Origin of the sequence: Agrobacterium pusense, from assembly GCF_900102105.1 — a bacterium.
In the GTDB taxonomy this organism is placed as follows: domain Bacteria; phylum Pseudomonadota; class Alphaproteobacteria; order Rhizobiales; family Rhizobiaceae; genus Agrobacterium; species Agrobacterium pusense.
Genome location: NZ_FNBB01000003.1, coordinates 197,333 through 212,292, shown reverse-complemented (window position 1 = coordinate 212,292; position 14,960 = coordinate 197,333). Strand labels below are relative to the sequence as shown.

Here is a 14,960-nt window from a genome sequence, read left to right as displayed (position 1 = left end):
CAGATATGACGGAATTACTTTTACGCGAACGTAAGTTTACTTTCGTCGGAAGGCAACCGCCCAGATGCGGTCCGCGATTTCAGCGCTCGGTCAGCTTGAGTTCGATACGGCGGTTCTGCTGCCGTGCCTCCGGTGAGTCACCTTCTGCAATCGGCTGATATTCTCCAAAGCCGGCGGCGACCAGACGGTTTGCCGGCACGCCCTTGGAGATCAGGAACTTCACAACCGAAGTGGCACGGGCCGAGGAGAGTTCCCAATTGTCGCGGTAGCGGCCGGAGCCAGAGAGCTGGACATTATCCGTATGGCCATCGACGCGCAGGACCCAGTTGATCTCCGCCGGGATTTCCTTTGCGAGATCAAGCAGCGCGGTTGCGAGCTTCGCCATTTCCGCTTGCCCTTCCGGATTGAGTTCATTGCCGCCGGAAGGGAAGAGCACTTCGGATTGGAAGACAAATCGGTCGCCGACGATGCGGATGTTTTCACGATCGGACAGAATTTCGCGCAACCGCCCGAAGAAGTCGGACCGATAGCGGTTCAGTTCCTGCACCCGCTGCGCCAGCGCGACATTGAGGCGGCGGCCGAGATCGGCGATCTTGACCTGAGAAGAGGCATCCTTGGCTTCCGAAGCCTGCAGCGCGGCTTCGACCGAGGCAATCTGCGCCCTCAGCGCCGCAATCTGCTGGTTGAGCAACTCGATCTGCGCGGAGGCGCGGGAATTGGCCTGCCGTTGCTCGTCCAGTTCGCCGGTGAGACTGCCGATACGGGCGTTGGCGCTGGCATTGTTGCCCGAGCCGGCGTCGAGCAGTGCCTGCAGCCGCGACCGTTCATTCTCAGACGCGGCAAGAGTGGATTGCAAGCTCGCCAAGGCGTCCTCCACATCCTGCTTGTTGCCCTTTTCCATGGCCAGAAGTTCGGTCAATTCGGCAATCTGGCTATTGAGACGCGTCAGCACCTCGTCCTTGCCGGTAATCTCACGCGATAGCACGAATTGCGCGAGCACGAAGACCGTCAGCAAAAACATGATGGCCATCAGCAGCGTCGACAGCGCATCGACGAAGCCCGGCCAATAATCCACACCCCTGTCGCGGCGGCGGTTGCGCGCAAGCGCCATGGCTATTCGCTCCCGTTATCGTGCCGGGTGCGTCCGGAAGACTTCGTATCGCTGTCAATCCGCGCCGAAAGCCGGTCGAGCGTGCGGCGGAGCGATTTGGATTCCTCCTGTTGCGCCTCGATCCAGTCGCGCAACATCTGCTGTTCGCTGCGCATGTTCTTGACCAGACCCTGAATGCCTTCGGCAAGACTGGTCATGGCCGCGAGCGAACGCTCGGTGCTCACCACGGCCCCTGCGTCGCCCCGTGACTCCCTTGGGGCGTCCGTCGTATCCGTCACCGAGGAAAGCCAGTTTTCGAGTTGGGTGTAGAAACGGTTCTGGGCGCGGCCGGCCTGAAGATCGAGAAAACCGAGAATAAGCGAACCGGAAAGACCGAGCAGTGACGAGGAAAAGGCCGTTCCCATACCCGCCAGCGGCGCGGTGAGACCGGCCTTGAGCGAACCGAGAATATCATTGCTGTCACCGGCGCTTGGGTCGAGAGACTGGATGACGTTGCTGATGGCGCCAATGGTGCCGATAAGGCCCCAGAAGGTGCCGAGCAGGCCGAGAAATACCAGCAAGCCGACGAGATAACGCGAAGTATCACGCGTCTCGTCGAGGCGCGTTGCGATGGAATCGAGGATCGTGCGTTGCGTAACGGCAGAAAGGCGGACTTCACCGCGCTTGCCGATCAGCGTGCTCATCGGCGCAAGCAGTTTGGGCGCGCGACCGACCTTTTCGACGCTGCCGGCGGCACGAAAGGCGTTGAACCAGCGGACTTCCGAACGCAGGCTCATCGTCTGCGTAAACACCAGAATGATGCCGATGGCGAGCACACCGAGAATGAAGCCGTTGAGCCCCGGATTGGTCATGAAGGCGGTGTGCGCCTGCCGATAGAGAATCGCTGCCAGAAAACCGACGAGGATCAGAAACAGAACCATCGTCCAGAGAAACGGTGTGGGGCTGGACAGCTTGTGGCTGTATTCCCGTGTGGTCACCGGTTTCTCGACGCCAAGATCGAGCAGCTCCGAATCCGCCATAACGTTCGCATTCCCTTTGGTCAGCTATCCAGCGGAAGCTATTTGAAAATTGCGACGATTTGAAGCGAAAAGCCGGTCTTTCGTCACAGGCTTTTCACGAAAGAAGGCATGGAGCCGAGCGAGGGAAAACAAAAACGCCCGGCGAACATTCGCCGGGCATCGAAAACTTGCAGAAAACGGCAGGTTTTCTGCTGAAAACCAATCAGCGGCCCGGAATAGGGCGGTTGGCCACCTCAACGAGCGCCTTGTGGATATATTCGTTGCCTGCAGCAACGGAACTGCTGCCGAAGATATCCGTGCCGCCCTTGATGTCGGAGGCGAAACCACCGGCTTCCCGAATCAGCACGAGGCCGGCCGCCATGTCCCACGGCGAAAGATCGGCTTCCCAGTAACCGTCGAGACGGCCAGCGGCAACGTAGGCGAGATCGAGCGACGCCGCACCCATGCGACGGATGCCTGCAGCCTCCCCCATAACGTGACGAAGCTCGACCAGGAACTTGCCGTGGTTGCCGCGGCCGAGATGCGGCACGCCGCAGCCGATGACGCAATCCGTCAGCGCCTTGCGCGCGGCAACGCGGATGCGGCGATCGTTGAGGAATGCGCCGCCGCCGCGCTCGGCGGTGTAGAGTTCATCGGTGGCCGGATTGAAGATTACGCCGGCGACAACTTCGCCGTTACGCTCCAGTGCGATGGAAACCGCAAAATGCGGAATGCCGTGCAGGAAGTTGGTTGTGCCATCGAGCGGATCGACGATCCAGCGATGTGCACCATCGGTTCCCTTTTCCTCGCCGCCTTCTTCACCCAGGAAATCATAGGTCGGGCGCGCCTTCATCAGCTCCTCGCGCACGATCTTCTCGGCCTTCAGATCCGCCTGCGAAACGAAGTCGCTCGGTCCCTTGACCGAGACCTGCAGGTTCTGCACTTCACCGAAGTCACGCGACAAAGACTTACCCGCCTTGATGGCGGCCTGAACCATGACATTGAGAAGGGCTGAACGGGCCATCGATGTTTTTTCCTGGAAAGCTTGCGAACCGCCCGGAAGCTCACCGGGCAGGCACGTCATTATTTTCTTGAATTGAAAGTTTGCGGTTCAAGACCACAAAACGCGCGGAAATTCAAGGTAAAAAGCCCATGGGTCAACCGCGGCCAGGGAACGCAACCCTTCCATCAGGTCGGACGGAAACGATTTGCGGCCTCGATCGCCTTCTTCTGCTGCTCGTCATTGATGCCGAGATAGAAGTCCTCGAGAGACGGATCCTTCAATCCGGCGCGGCGGGAAAGCACGTACCATTTGGCTGCCTCAACCGGATCAGGCCGGGTACCGAGTGCCTGAATATAGAGATGCGCAACCTTGTTCTGCGCCACGACATTACCGCGCTGTGCTGCGCCATAGAGCCAGCGGAAGCCTTCGTCGAGATTACGCTCGCCACCAAATCCGTTGACCAGCCAGATACCGAGATCGACCTGTGCAGTGTCATAGCCGGCCTTTGCGGCGCGCATCAACCAGTCGCGCGCCTTTGCCTTTTTCTCGGCCGGCACATCCTTCACGGACCAGTAAATTTGCGATACCGCATATTGCGCATCGGCAATGCCCTGTTCGGCGGATTTTTCATAGAAGGGCAAAGCCATCAGCAGACCCTTGGCGCCCGGATTTTCCGAAACCAATATCTGGCCCCAGTTGAACTGGGCAGAGGCGTTGCCGGCTTCCGCTGCACGACGCATGAAATCATCGGCCTTCGCCTTGTCGCGCGTAACGAATTTTCCTTCCATCAGGATAAGGGCAAATTTGAACATGGCGACGGGATCGCCGCCCTGTGCGGCCTGCTGATACCAGAACGCGGCTGTTTTCTCGTCACGTGCAATGCCAAGTCCGCGCGACATCATTTCCGCCACCAGCGTCTGGGCGGGTGCGTCACCGTTCTGCGCGCGGTTCAGTGCCTTATCAAGCGCCTGCACATATTCGCCGCGCTGGAAATGGCCATAGGCCTCATCCACCCGGCCCTTGAATTCCTTCTCAGGCGGCAGTGCCGGCAGATCCGCACCCATGCGCTGATAGACGTTCACGCCGGCTGAGGGCTGCAAGTCCTTCTGCTCTTCAGATTGCACCCTGCCCTGACGGGTCGGCTGAGCCTCATTTTCCAGCTGTCGGGAAAGCGCATTGTTTTCACTCTGCGGCCCGGATTGAGCAAGAGCGACACCCGCCGGCGCGGCGAAAGCAAACGCCAGCAGCGAAACAGAGAGGCAGAAATGAAGCGAGCGCATGATCATCGCCTGTATCAACCGTCAAACCGTGGCGCTTTTTCGTCAAGCAAAGCGTTGATTTCAGAAACGGCCTGGGCGGCGCCACCGACATTATCGAAAACGCCGCTGCGCATAGCCACGAACTCCACGCCCGTCTCCGCCACGGCAACCACGGACGAGAGGTCCGTGCCGCCCATGACGATGGCGGGGATTTCGATCATCGACGCCCACCACTCACCAAGCGCCAGGTTCTTGGGATGCGCCTCGGGCTTGATGTCGCCTTCGAGCTTCCCGAAAAACACGTAATCCGGATTGGCCTCGCCCTGCTCCAGCGCCTTGTGGCGGTCATCGGCATTTCCGCCGCCGACGATCAGTTTCGGGGTGAATTTTTCCACAGCCTCCGAAAGCGCCTCGGCGTTACCGACCACATGCAGCCCGTCCGCCTTCACCCGGCCGGCGACACGGCTGTCACCGGCAATGAGCGCTGCGGCACCCGACGCCTGCACGAGGGGTACGATCAGTTCGGCGCGTTTCTGGAAAGCGGCGTCATCCAGACCGTATTGCGGAATGATGACCGAAGCGACATCGCCTCCCCGCAGCGCGGCTTCCACATCTGCCGCCTGCTTTTGCGCATCGTCCGATTGCGGGACGATCAGGACAAGGCGGCAACGGTCTTCAACAATGCTCATCGTTTCGTCCATTTCAGGCAGACGACGCTTCCGACGCGATCTGCACTCGTTTTCATATGACAAATCCGATAAACCGGACCGGCGAAAGGATCAACCATACATCCATGCTGACCGATTTTCATTTTTATCTCGTCGCCATTCCCGCAGTTGTTCTCGTCGGCCTTTCCAAAGGGGGACTGGGCGGCGCGCTGGCGCTGATGGGCGTGCCACTGATGGCGCTTGCCGTATCGCCCGTGCAGGCGGCGGCGATATTCCTGCCGATCCTGATCGTCATGGATATTGTCGCGCTTTTCGCCTGGCGGCACTACAACCATCGCCAGACGCTCCTTGTCATGCTGCCGGGGGCAATCGCCGGCATTGCGCTCGGCTGGGCAACTTCGAGCATGATCTCCGCAGATGCCATGCGTCTCGTCGTCGCCTCGGTCACGATCCTGTTCGTGTTGCGTTACTTTTATGAGAGTTTCAAAAGCCGCAACGGTCAGGAAATTCCGGCAAAACCGCAAAGGCCGGCCGCCGCCACGCTCTGGTCCAGCCTGTCCGGTTATGCGAGTTTCGTGGCCCATGCGGGTGGACCGCCCTTCCAGATCTACGTTCTGCCGCTGAAACTCGACCCGAAGACCTATACCGGCATGAGCGTGCGCTTCTTCGCCATCATGAATGCGATCAAGCTCATACCCTATTTCGCACTTGGCGCGCTCGACGCCACCAACCTCAAGACATCGGCAAGTCTGCTGCCCGTCGCGATGCTGGCGACGCTGGCCGGTGCAAGAGTGGTGAAATACCTTAAACCATCCGTGTTTTACCCGCTGATGTATGCCATGGCGTTGATTGCGGCACTGAAACTGCTGTGGGACGGACTGCCGTTCTAATACGGCAATAAAAAAGCTCTGGCAGCAGGTTTTCGCCGCCAGAGCTCGAAAGGGTCAGACCGCCGACCCCTCATTCATCGAGGGCCAGCGATCTGCCATAAATCAATGTCTTGTGGAGGCTTTGAGCCTCTGGAGTTCATCCTTCAGGCGCAGTTTACGACGTTTAAGGTCCGCGATCTCTCTATCGTCAGACGACGGGGAAGCAAGAATACTTTCGAGCTCCTCCTCCAGAGCACCGTGTTTCTTTTCGAGCGATGCAATATGAGCCTGAATGGTCATGCGGCACGTCCTTCCTTTTTGAACCTACCTCCAGCTCTCCATCGCTGGAGTTTCAGGTTTGCGACGACAATGTGACACGGATCGGTCGGCTTGTCGAAGGCGAAATGAAGGCAATAAGTGGGCAATTTGGTCGCAAGGGATAACTTCCCGTTACCGCGATTTGATGATAGAGGCTCGTGAACGATCACATACGCGCCGGAGGCTATCCGGCTGGCATAAAATGGGGATGACAAGATGCCCGATCAGGACCAGGCGGACATCAGGCTCACGCTGGCGCGGCTGCGCCAGGAGCATGAGGATTATGACGCGGCGATCAATGCGATGATCCAGACCAGCTGCGACGCGCTGCGGATACAACGCATGAAAAAGAAGAAGCTGGCCGTCAAGGACAAGATGACCCAGCTGGAAGATCAGGTCATTCCCGATATCATCGCCTGAGCCCGGAGACATTACGTGACAGCAGAAACGCCCCCCGTCGCCATCATCATGGGCAGCCAGTCCGACTGGGAGACCATGAAGAACGCTGCCGACACGCTGGATGCGCTCGACATCGAGTACGAAGCCCGCATCATTTCCGCCCATCGCACCCCTGACCGGCTTTACGATTTCGCCAACGGCGCGAAAGACGAAGGCTTCAAGGTCATTATTGCGGGCGCCGGCGGCGCTGCCCATCTGCCGGGCATGACAGCTGCCATGACGCCGCTTCCGGTCTTCGGCGTTCCGGTCCAATCGAAGACCATGTCCGGTCAGGACAGCCTCTATTCCATCGTGCAGATGCCCGCCGGCATCCCTGTCGGCACGCTCGCGATCGGCAAGGCCGGCGCGATCAATGCGGCCCTTCTCGCGGCCGCGGTGCTGGCGCTTGGCGATGAAGACCTTGCCGATCGTTTGGACGCCTGGCGTGCGCGCCAGTCGGCGGCTGTCGCGGAATACCCCATGGACAGCGCCCAGTGACGACAAACGACATGGCAAAAACAACCAACCTCACCATCGGCATCATCGGTGGCGGGCAACTCGGCCGCATGCTGGCGATGGCCGCGGCGCGTCTCAACCACCGTACCATCGTGCTGGAGCCGCAGGCGGATTGTCCCGCGGCACAGGCCTGCAACGACCAGATCGTGGCAGCATATGATGACGAAAAAGCACTTGCGCAACTCGCAAGCCGCTGTGATGTCGTGACCTACGAATTCGAGAACGTGCCCGTCGCCGCGGCAGAAAAACTCAGCGCCTCGGTTCCCGTTTATCCGCCGGCACAGGCGCTCAGCGCCTCACAGGATCGCTTGACGGAAAAACGCTTCCTCAACGATTGCGGCATTCCAACCGCCGATTTCCACGCCGTGGATAGCCAGGAAGAGCTGGAAGCCGCGCTGGCCGCCTTTGGCGGCAAAGGTGTGCTGAAAACCCGTCGCATGGGTTATGACGGCAAGGGCCAGCGCCTCTTCCGGGGTGGCGAAGACCTCGCGGGCGCGTTTGCAGCGCTTGGCGGCGTGCCCCTGATTCTTGAAAGCTTCATCGCCTTCGAACGCGAAATTTCGATCATCGCCGCCCGTTTCCGGGACGGGACCGTAACCTGTTACGATCCGGCCGAGAACGTTCATCTGAACGGCATCCTGCACACATCTACCGTGCCGGCCGCACTTTCGGATGCCGCAAGGGGTATTGCCGTGCAATCGGCGGAAAAGCTCCTGGCCGCCCTGGAGTACGTCGGCGTTATCGGCATTGAGTTTTTCGTCCTGCCGGATGGATCGCTGGTCGCCAATGAAATGGCGCCCCGCGTGCACAATACTGGCCATTGGACGGAGGCGGCCTGTGTGATCTCGCAATTCGAACAGCATATCCGCGCCGTATCGGGCCTTAACCCCGGCAACACGGATCGCCATTCCGACTGCATCATGACCAATCTGATCGGCGACGACATCAACGATGTACCGGCATGGCTGTCGAAGAAAGATTGTCTCGTCCACCTCTACGGCAAGACGGAAGCACGGCCGGGCCGCAAGATGGGCCACGTGACGCAGCTTCTGCACACAGGAAAAGCCTAGTCTTTTAAGGCAAAGACGCGGGCAAGTGTTGACAGGCAGGGCTCAAACAGGTATCTGCCTGCCAACCGAAAAGAGCGCGCCCCGTTGCGCGCTTTTGATTGTTTGAATAGCACGGCATAAACCGTGCAAAACTGCGGACCAGTAAAATGAAGATCAAGAATTCGCTTAAAGCGCTTAAGGCCCGTCATCGCGATAACCGCCTGGTTCGCCGCAAGGGCCGCGTCTACATCATCAACAAGCAGAACCCGCGCTTCAAGGCTCGTCAGGGCTGATTGACTGCGACTGCGGTTCGCGATCAGATCGCGGATCACTTTGTTGACAGACCAGAAGTTTGCATTTGATATTGGGCGCAGTCGGGTTAAGCTTTAACCCATGCGCCCAAATCGTTTTTGCACCGCTCTCATTATTGCTCAGGGCTTCATGGTCTCAAGCCTCGCGTTTGCGGGAACGGCTGCTGTTGCCCAAGCGGCAGACGGAAAGCCAGCTGTTGCTGTCGAATCGGCGCCATCACCCGCCAAGACAATCGACACGCTTTTCGCTTCGCTGAAAAAGGAACGGAATGCGGTCAAGGCGCGCAGCATCGCCAACCAGATCGCCTCCGAATGGAATGATTCCGGCAGCGCAACGATCAATCTCCTGATGCAATGGGCAGGCGAAGCTGCCGACGAAAAGCGCAACGCCGCCGCTTACGATTTTCTCGACCAGGTTGTTTTGCTCGATCCCGACTATGTGCAGGCGCCCTATCGCCGCGCCATGGTCCATTTCGCCGATGGCGACACCCGCAAGGCAATGGCGGACATCAACCTGACGCTGGAAAAAGAGCCGCGCTATTTCCCTGCGCTTGCAAGCCTGGCCAACATCCTCGAAGCCTCCGGCCGCGACGAGCTGGCGCTGAAAGCCTGGGAGCGTTATCTGGCGCTTTATCCTGCAGACAAGGACGCCCGCAAGGAAGCCATCGACCTTTCAGAAAAGCTGGCTGGCACGCGCGGCTGATATCGAGGGCAGTCAAACAAAAATCGCCGCAGAAGCGGCGATTTTTCATTGAGGCATTTTCAGCCGATCATTCCATGCCGAGCGCGGCCATATAAGTCTGAAGAATCGTTTCTTCCTCGATGCGCTCGTTGGCATCCTTCTTGCGCAGGCGGATGATGGTGCGGATGGCCTTGGTATCGTACCCACGCCCCTTCGCTTCGCCCATGACATCCTTGATATCACCCTGAATAGCAGCCTTTTCTTCTTCGAGGCGCTCGACGCGCTCGATGAACTGACGCAGTTCGGCGGCGGCGACGGTTTCGGTGGTGCTGGTTTCGTCCATCATATCATCCTTCATTGGCGGCCCGCATGTGGGCCTTGTTCATTCAAACTGGCAAGGCGTTCGCCGGTCGCTGCCAGCAGGCAGCAAAATTCAGGCCTGTGAACTGCCCACTGAAAGGCGTCCCGTCAAGTCGATTCCGTCGGTGAAGACTTATTCCTTGGGCCGGTTCTGCTCGAAAGCGGCTTTCTGGTCGCCACTCGCTTCGCCCTGGTATTTCTCTTTCCAGTCCTCATAGGGCATGCCGTAGACGATTTCCCGGGATTTTTCCTTGCTGAGCGGAACACCCGCTTCCTCGGCCGCTTCACGGTACCAGTTGGAAAGGCAGTTGCGGCAGAAGCCCGCGAGATTCATCAGGTCGATGTTCTGCACATCGTGGCGTTCACGAAGATGTTTGACGAGACGCCGGAATGCGGCCGCCTCAAACTCGATCTGCCCGTTGTCGTTCTCATTTGTCATGGCGAAACTCCAGGCTCAATAAGGGCCGGTGCGGGAAGCGAACAGCTGATATTCATGCAGAACCGGATCGTCATTCATTGCGGCAAAAATGGGAGCGAGCCGGTCTGACCATTCGGCGATCCCCTCCTCGTTCCCGATCAGATCCTGCCTGACCTCCAGAAGTGCGTGCGGTATACCCTTCGCCATACAATGACGATACATGGTATCGCCCTTGAGTGCTCCGTCATAGGGTTCGTTGTCGCCGACGAGAATGTCGCCGGTAGCGCGCAGATGCGCCAGCAGCGGATCGACCGCGCGATGATCCGTATCCCACAGAACCGCCGCATGCCATGGCCTCGGCGTTTCCTTCCAGAACGGTGTATAGGAATGCAGTGACAGGACGAGCGGCGCTTCTTCCGAGGCCTCGGCCACACGGGTCAGCACGCTGTCCACGGCATTGTGATAAGGCCGGTGAAAAGTCTCGATCCGCTTTTGCCATTCCTCGTCGGAAATCGGATGGTTTCCGGGGATGACGGCTCCGTCCGAGATTTTCATGATGAGAGTTGGATCATCCTCACCACGATTCGGATCGATCAGCAGCCGCGAGAAACGCCCGAGCACCGCCGGCACGCCAAGGCGCACAGCCAGCGAGCGCGTTAGCCCCTCTATACCGATATCAAATGCGATGTGGCGATGAAAAGCGGTTTGCGGAAGACCAAGATTGCCGTAGTGTGCCGGCAGAAGGTTCATGGCGTGGTCTGCCAGCAGAACCATGCCTTTGTCATAATCGCCTTCTATGATTTCATAGGGTATGAAGTCGTTCATCGATGATTTTTCTGGGGCAGCATTGAGGAGAGAAACTTGATGGCATGGCTTGAGGCCGGGCGCAAGTTACGGCGGAAGAACAGCCATCTACCTTATCGCACTCACGATCCCACGAACAATATAATCGATTAAACTCGCGTTGACTTTCTTGGGCGGCCACGCCAAGAAGTGTGTTCATTATAACCATGGAATCCGGATGGAAGCCGTGACTCAGTCATCTCTCGCTCGTCCCCGCCACATCAGGCACCTCGCCCGTCTTTTTTCCATAGCGGCATTGTTTCTGACCCCTTTCATGATCGCGGGGCCCGCGTATGCGGATTTTCGCGTCTGCAACAGCACGCAGAATCTCGTGGGGGTCGCAATTGGCTATCGGGCACAGGAGGGCTGGGTCAGCGAAGGCTGGTGGCAGGTCCCCGCCTCGACCTGCGCGACGCTGATCGAAGGTGAACTGCAGTCACGTTATTATTATCTCTATGCCGAGGATGCCGCTCATGGCGGCCGCTGGACCGGTGACGTCAACATGTGCGTGGCGGAAAACGAGTTCAAGATCACCGGTGTGGATGATTGTTATGCCCGCAGCTTCCAGAGAATGGGTTTCAAGGAATATGACACGGGCAGACAGGGCAGCTGGATGGTCCAGCTTTCCGATACGCCAGGCACACAGGGAAATCAAAACTGATGAAGCGTAACCGCAAAGTCAAAATTCTTGCAACTCTCGGCCCTGCCTCCTCCGATGAGGCCATGATCGAAAAGCTGCATCTCGCCGGCGCGGATCTTTTCCGGATCAACATGAGCCATGCGAGCCACGACCTGATGCGGACGCTCATTCAGCGCATCCGTTCGGTCGAGAGCCGCAACGGCCGCCCCATCGGCATTCTGGCCGACCTGCAGGGTCCGAAGCTGCGCGTCGGAAAATTTGCGGAAGGCAAGGTCGAGCTCGTACCTGGCCAGACCTTCACCCTTGATAACAACGACGCACCTGGCGACAACACCCGCGTTTTCCTGCCGCACCCCGAAATTCTCGAGGCGGTCAAACCGGGCCATCGCCTGCTGATCGATGACGGCAAGCTGCATCTGCGCGCTGAAAAGAGCGACGGCAAGAGCATCGTCACCACGGTCATTTCCGGCACGCGCATTTCCGACCGCAAGGGTATCAGCCTGCCCGACACTCTGCTCGGCGTCGGCGTTCTCACCGACAAGGACCGCGTCGACCTCGATGCCGTGCTGGAAACCAACGAGGTAGACTGGGTCGCGCTTTCCTTCGTCCAGCGTCCTGAGGATCTGGCTGAAGTGCGCAAGATCGCACGCGGCCGCGTCGGCCTTATGTCCAAGATCGAAAAGCCGCAGGCGGTCGAGCGCATCGAAGAAATCATCGAGCTTTCTGACGCCCTGATGGTTGCCCGTGGCGACCTTGGCGTCGAAATGCCGCTGGAAGCCGTTCCCGGCATTCAGAAGCAGCTGACCCGCGCCTGCCGCCGCGCAGGCAAGCCGGTCGTGGTTGCCACGCAGATGCTCGAATCGATGATAACAGCGCCTGTACCGACCCGCGCTGAAGTGTCCGACGTCGCCACCGCCGTCTTCGAAGGCGCTGACGCGATCATGCTCTCTGCCGAGTCTGCCTCTGGCGATTATCCGGTCGAAGCCGTTTCCACCATGGCCTCCATCGCAAGCACCGTGGAACAGGATCCGCATTATTCCAACATCATCTACGCGCAGCGCGCCCAGCCGGAACCGACAGGCGCCGATGCGATTTCGCTGGCCGCCCGCCAGATTGCCGAAACCCTGAAGCTTGCGGCGATCGTCACCTACACATCTTCGGGCACGACAGGTCTGCGCGCCTCGCGTGAGCGGCCGCAGGTTCCGATCATCGCCCTCTCGCCGATCATCCAGACCGCACGCCGACTGTCGGTTGTCTGGGGTCTGCACTGCGTCGTCACCGGCGACGCCAGCGATCTGGACGACATGGTGAACCGCGCTTGTCGCATCGTCGTTTCCGAAGGCTTCGGCAAGCCGGGTGACCGTATCATCATCTCCGCCGGCGTTCCGCTCGGCACACCCGGCGCGACCAACATGGTGCGTATTGCCTATATCGGCTCGGACGGCCAGAGCGGCGTCTGACGGACAGATATCAGGAACAAAAAAACCCGCCGTCACCGGCGGGTTTTTTATTGGCCTCTCGGGCCGCATTGGCAATGAAGGCTCAGTGCATCTTGACCGGCGTGCTGAAGCGGCTCGATTCGATGGCGACCGCGCCCGGCTTGAAGCTTGCCGACGTCGCGGAAGCCGACATATCGTGGCTCAGCATGCGGTTGGCGACAACCCGCGGCGCCTTGACCGAACGCCCGGTCGTGCCCTTGTTCTGATTGAGCGCCCAATCCGAAATCAGGTCCTGTGTCAGACGCCCGCCGCCGACCATGGCCTGGTGGGAAACCGCAGCATCCTGCTTGCTCGGGCGTGCGCCCTTGGTCGGCAGGCCGGCAGTGAGACCACTATTGATGGCAGGTTTCAGATCAAAAGCGTCACCGAAGCCGGGCTGTGGTTCTGCCTTGGCCGTTTCAGCAGGTGCGACCGTGACCTTGTGATTGACGGCAGCCGGGAAAGGAGCGGCTGTCGGCGTGACGGCTGACTGAACCTGCGACCGGGCAGCCTGACCGCTCTGTTCCAGAGCTGCGACCACCGTTGGTGAAAGGGTGTCCTGCTGCGTCTCGGCGAGGTCGTCTTCACCCTCCGGATCGGCATTCGCGGCCGCCAGCAGGGCTTCCGCAACAGCCGGACGGTTGGCGGGGACCGGAACAGAGGCCAGTTCGCCCGTTGCTGCGGGCGTTGCGCCTTCAGCGGAAGCGGTGAGAACAGAACCCTCGGCATCCCCCTTCATGCCACGCGGCCCGAGAAGCGTCGGCACCGGAACTGAAACCTCGGCGAGATCGGCAAATTGCTGACGCTCGGCAGGCGCGGATGTGGGCGTCGGTGTGGTCGCTGCCTGCAGCGCATCCTGGGCTGCGTTACGCGCCGGCGAATAAAGCGCGGTCGCAAGGCCGGTATTGGCAGGCGGCTGGTTGCCGAATGCGGGACGGGCCGTGGGCAACGGGGCATCGGTCACACCCGGAAGTGCCTGGGCCGAAGCAACGGCGATTGTCGGTTCGGGCTCAGGAGCCGCCTGCTGCGGAGCTGCCGGGCGAGCAACCGCCGGACGTTCGGCGGGCTCGGGCGCTGCGATGCTATCGGGATCTTCATCCTCGTCACCGCCGCCAAACAGGGCCTGCAACAGGGTCTTGCGCTTGCCGCCGCCCGAAGAGGCCGGACCGGCACCGGCACTGGAAGCAACCTGAATGGAAGAGGAACTGACGCGCTTCTTGTAATCGGCAAGCGCCTGCTCATAACCGGGAAGCGGCTTACCATCGGAAGGAAGATGCAGCGTATTGCCATTCGGGAAGATGCGGACGAGTTCCTGGCGGCTCATGCGCGGCCAGGCACGAACGCCGCCGACATCCATATGCACGAAAGGAGATCCCGATGTCGGATAGAAACCGACGCCGCCGATCTGCATCTGCATGCCGATCTCGCGAAGACGGGAAAGTTTCACGCCGGGGATATAAAAGTCCATGGCCTTGCCCAGCATGTGCTGGCTCTTTTCTGCGACACCCTTGGTGCGCGTGCGCAGAAGACCATTGGTTTCAGGCGAGCGGAAAGCCGACACGACGTTGATATAATCGGTGGCACCGCTGCGGCGATAGACTTCCCAGACGAGATCGAAAAGGCGCGGGTCCATGCGTGTCGGCTGGTTGCGACGCCAGTCGCGCAGGAATCGGTTCAGCTCCTGCAGACCCTTCTGGTCATATTTTCCATTGCGCTTGAAGGTGATGACCGCCTTCTCGCGTGTGTGGATATAATACAGCTTGAGACTGCGCGTTTCGGCGGCGGCTTCCGTCGCCGAAACACCAACGAAAGGCATTGCGGCGAGCATCAGGCAGGCAAAGGTGACAGCGCGTGCCGACAGCTTCGTGCATATATCCTTGATCAAGCCGCGCGCCATCTTGCCTGAAAGCGCGTTATTCCGATGCAGATATGGCAATTCGATCCCCGCCTGGAAGACAATTTCTGTCACATTGCCTCAAATGAACGTCAAATACGGTGA

At 59.5% G+C, this 14,960-nt stretch carries 18 protein-coding genes; 8 read left to right on the top strand and 10 right to left on the bottom strand.

Features of this window, described 5'->3' with window-relative positions:
• Positions 1 to 79: 79 nt before the first annotated feature.
• From BLU28_RS09980 to BLU28_RS09960, 5 genes are all read right to left on the bottom strand, one after another.
• Entirely contained in the window at positions 80 to 1,111 is a 1,032-nt protein-coding gene (locus BLU28_RS09980; protein WP_004445789.1) for a peptidoglycan -binding protein, read from the bottom strand.
• Between the two features lie 2 nt (positions 1,112 to 1,113).
• Complete coding sequence (locus tag BLU28_RS09975) at positions 1,114 to 2,130, bottom strand: hypothetical protein (RefSeq protein ID WP_004445790.1); 1,017 nt, start codon at positions 2,128 to 2,130, stop codon at positions 1,114 to 1,116.
• Positions 2,131 to 2,332: 202 nt separating this feature from the next.
• Positions 2,333 to 3,133 carry an inositol monophosphatase family protein gene (locus BLU28_RS09970; protein WP_004445792.1) on the bottom strand — a complete coding sequence of 267 codons (801 nt, stop codon included), beginning with the start codon at positions 3,131 to 3,133 and terminating at the stop codon, positions 2,333 to 2,335.
• A 164-nt stretch (positions 3,134 to 3,297) separates the two neighbouring features.
• Complete coding sequence (locus BLU28_RS09965; protein WP_022563054.1) at positions 3,298 to 4,398, bottom strand: tetratricopeptide repeat protein; 1,101 nt, start codon at positions 4,396 to 4,398, stop codon at positions 3,298 to 3,300.
• 8 nt (positions 4,399 to 4,406) lie between these two features.
• On the bottom strand, positions 4,407 to 5,060 hold the full coding sequence (locus BLU28_RS09960; protein WP_034497636.1) for a thiamine phosphate synthase: 654 nt from the start codon (positions 5,058 to 5,060) through the stop codon (positions 4,407 to 4,409).
• A 104-nt stretch (positions 5,061 to 5,164) separates the two neighbouring features.
• Between BLU28_RS09960 and BLU28_RS09955 the strand changes: the two genes are divergently transcribed.
• Positions 5,165 to 5,929, top strand: a complete 765-nt coding sequence (locus tag BLU28_RS09955) for a sulfite exporter TauE/SafE family protein (RefSeq protein ID WP_004445798.1) — start codon at positions 5,165 to 5,167, stop codon at positions 5,927 to 5,929.
• 102 nt (positions 5,930 to 6,031) lie between these two features.
• On the opposite strand, the gene BLU28_RS09950 is transcribed toward BLU28_RS09955, so the two are convergent.
• Positions 6,032 to 6,208 (bottom strand): YdcH family protein, encoded by a 177-nt coding sequence (locus BLU28_RS09950; RefSeq protein ID WP_003506164.1) that lies wholly within the window; start codon positions 6,206 to 6,208, stop codon positions 6,032 to 6,034.
• Positions 6,209 to 6,442: 234 nt separating this feature from the next.
• On the opposite strand from BLU28_RS09950, the gene BLU28_RS09945 reads away from it, so the two are divergent.
• The 5 genes from BLU28_RS09945 (at position 6,443) to BLU28_RS09925 (ending at position 9,243) form a co-directional block, all read left to right on the top strand.
• On the top strand, positions 6,443 to 6,646 hold the full coding sequence (locus BLU28_RS09945) for a YdcH family protein (protein WP_003497661.1): 204 nt from the start codon (positions 6,443 to 6,445) through the stop codon (positions 6,644 to 6,646).
• Positions 6,647 to 6,694: 48 nt separating this feature from the next.
• Complete coding sequence (gene purE / locus BLU28_RS09940; RefSeq protein WP_034497641.1) at positions 6,695 to 7,162, top strand: 5-(carboxyamino)imidazole ribonucleotide mutase; 468 nt, start codon at positions 6,695 to 6,697, stop codon at positions 7,160 to 7,162.
• Positions 7,163 to 7,173: 11 nt separating this feature from the next.
• Positions 7,174 to 8,250, top strand: coding sequence for a 5-(carboxyamino)imidazole ribonucleotide synthase (locus BLU28_RS09935; protein ID WP_022563057.1), 1,077 nt, complete (start codon positions 7,174 to 7,176; stop codon positions 8,248 to 8,250).
• Positions 8,251 to 8,396: 146 nt separating this feature from the next.
• Positions 8,397 to 8,522, top strand: a complete 126-nt coding sequence (ykgO, locus tag BLU28_RS09930) for a type B 50S ribosomal protein L36 (RefSeq protein ID WP_003497670.1) — start codon at positions 8,397 to 8,399, stop codon at positions 8,520 to 8,522.
• A 100-nt stretch (positions 8,523 to 8,622) separates the two neighbouring features.
• A complete protein-coding gene (locus BLU28_RS09925; protein WP_034497310.1) occupies positions 8,623 to 9,243 on the top strand; it encodes a tetratricopeptide repeat protein in 621 nt (206 codons plus the stop codon).
• Between the two features lie 67 nt (positions 9,244 to 9,310).
• Here BLU28_RS09925 and BLU28_RS09920 read toward each other — a convergent pair whose 3' ends face one another.
• The 3 genes from BLU28_RS09920 to BLU28_RS09910 form a co-directional block, all read right to left on the bottom strand.
• On the bottom strand, positions 9,311 to 9,568 hold the full coding sequence (locus tag BLU28_RS09920; protein WP_006314683.1) for a DUF2312 domain-containing protein: 258 nt from the start codon (positions 9,566 to 9,568) through the stop codon (positions 9,311 to 9,313).
• 147 nt (positions 9,569 to 9,715) lie between these two features.
• Positions 9,716 to 10,021 carry a DUF1244 domain-containing protein gene (locus BLU28_RS09915; protein ID WP_006697181.1) on the bottom strand — a complete coding sequence of 102 codons (306 nt, stop codon included), beginning with the start codon at positions 10,019 to 10,021 and terminating at the stop codon, positions 9,716 to 9,718.
• Between the two features lie 15 nt (positions 10,022 to 10,036).
• Positions 10,037 to 10,825, bottom strand: coding sequence for an N-formylglutamate amidohydrolase (locus tag BLU28_RS09910; RefSeq protein WP_077985791.1), 789 nt, complete (start codon positions 10,823 to 10,825; stop codon positions 10,037 to 10,039).
• Between the two features lie 196 nt (positions 10,826 to 11,021).
• Here BLU28_RS09910 and BLU28_RS09905 point away from each other — a divergent pair, with 196 nt between their 5' ends.
• Both BLU28_RS09905 and pyk read left to right on the top strand, forming a co-directional pair.
• Positions 11,022 to 11,504 (top strand): DUF1036 domain-containing protein, encoded by a 483-nt coding sequence (locus tag BLU28_RS09905; protein ID WP_175477679.1) that lies wholly within the window; start codon positions 11,022 to 11,024, stop codon positions 11,502 to 11,504.
• Entirely contained in the window at positions 11,504 to 12,943 is a 1,440-nt protein-coding gene (gene pyk / locus BLU28_RS09900; RefSeq protein ID WP_004445813.1) for a pyruvate kinase, read from the top strand. The genes BLU28_RS09905 and pyk overlap by 1 nt, the downstream gene beginning before the upstream one ends.
• Positions 12,944 to 13,025: 82 nt before the next feature.
• On the opposite strand, the gene BLU28_RS09895 is transcribed toward pyk, so the two are convergent.
• Entirely contained in the window at positions 13,026 to 14,930 is a 1,905-nt protein-coding gene (locus BLU28_RS09895) for a peptidoglycan L,D-endopeptidase MepK (protein ID WP_072493307.1), read from the bottom strand.
• Positions 14,931 to 14,960 lie beyond the last annotated feature (30 nt).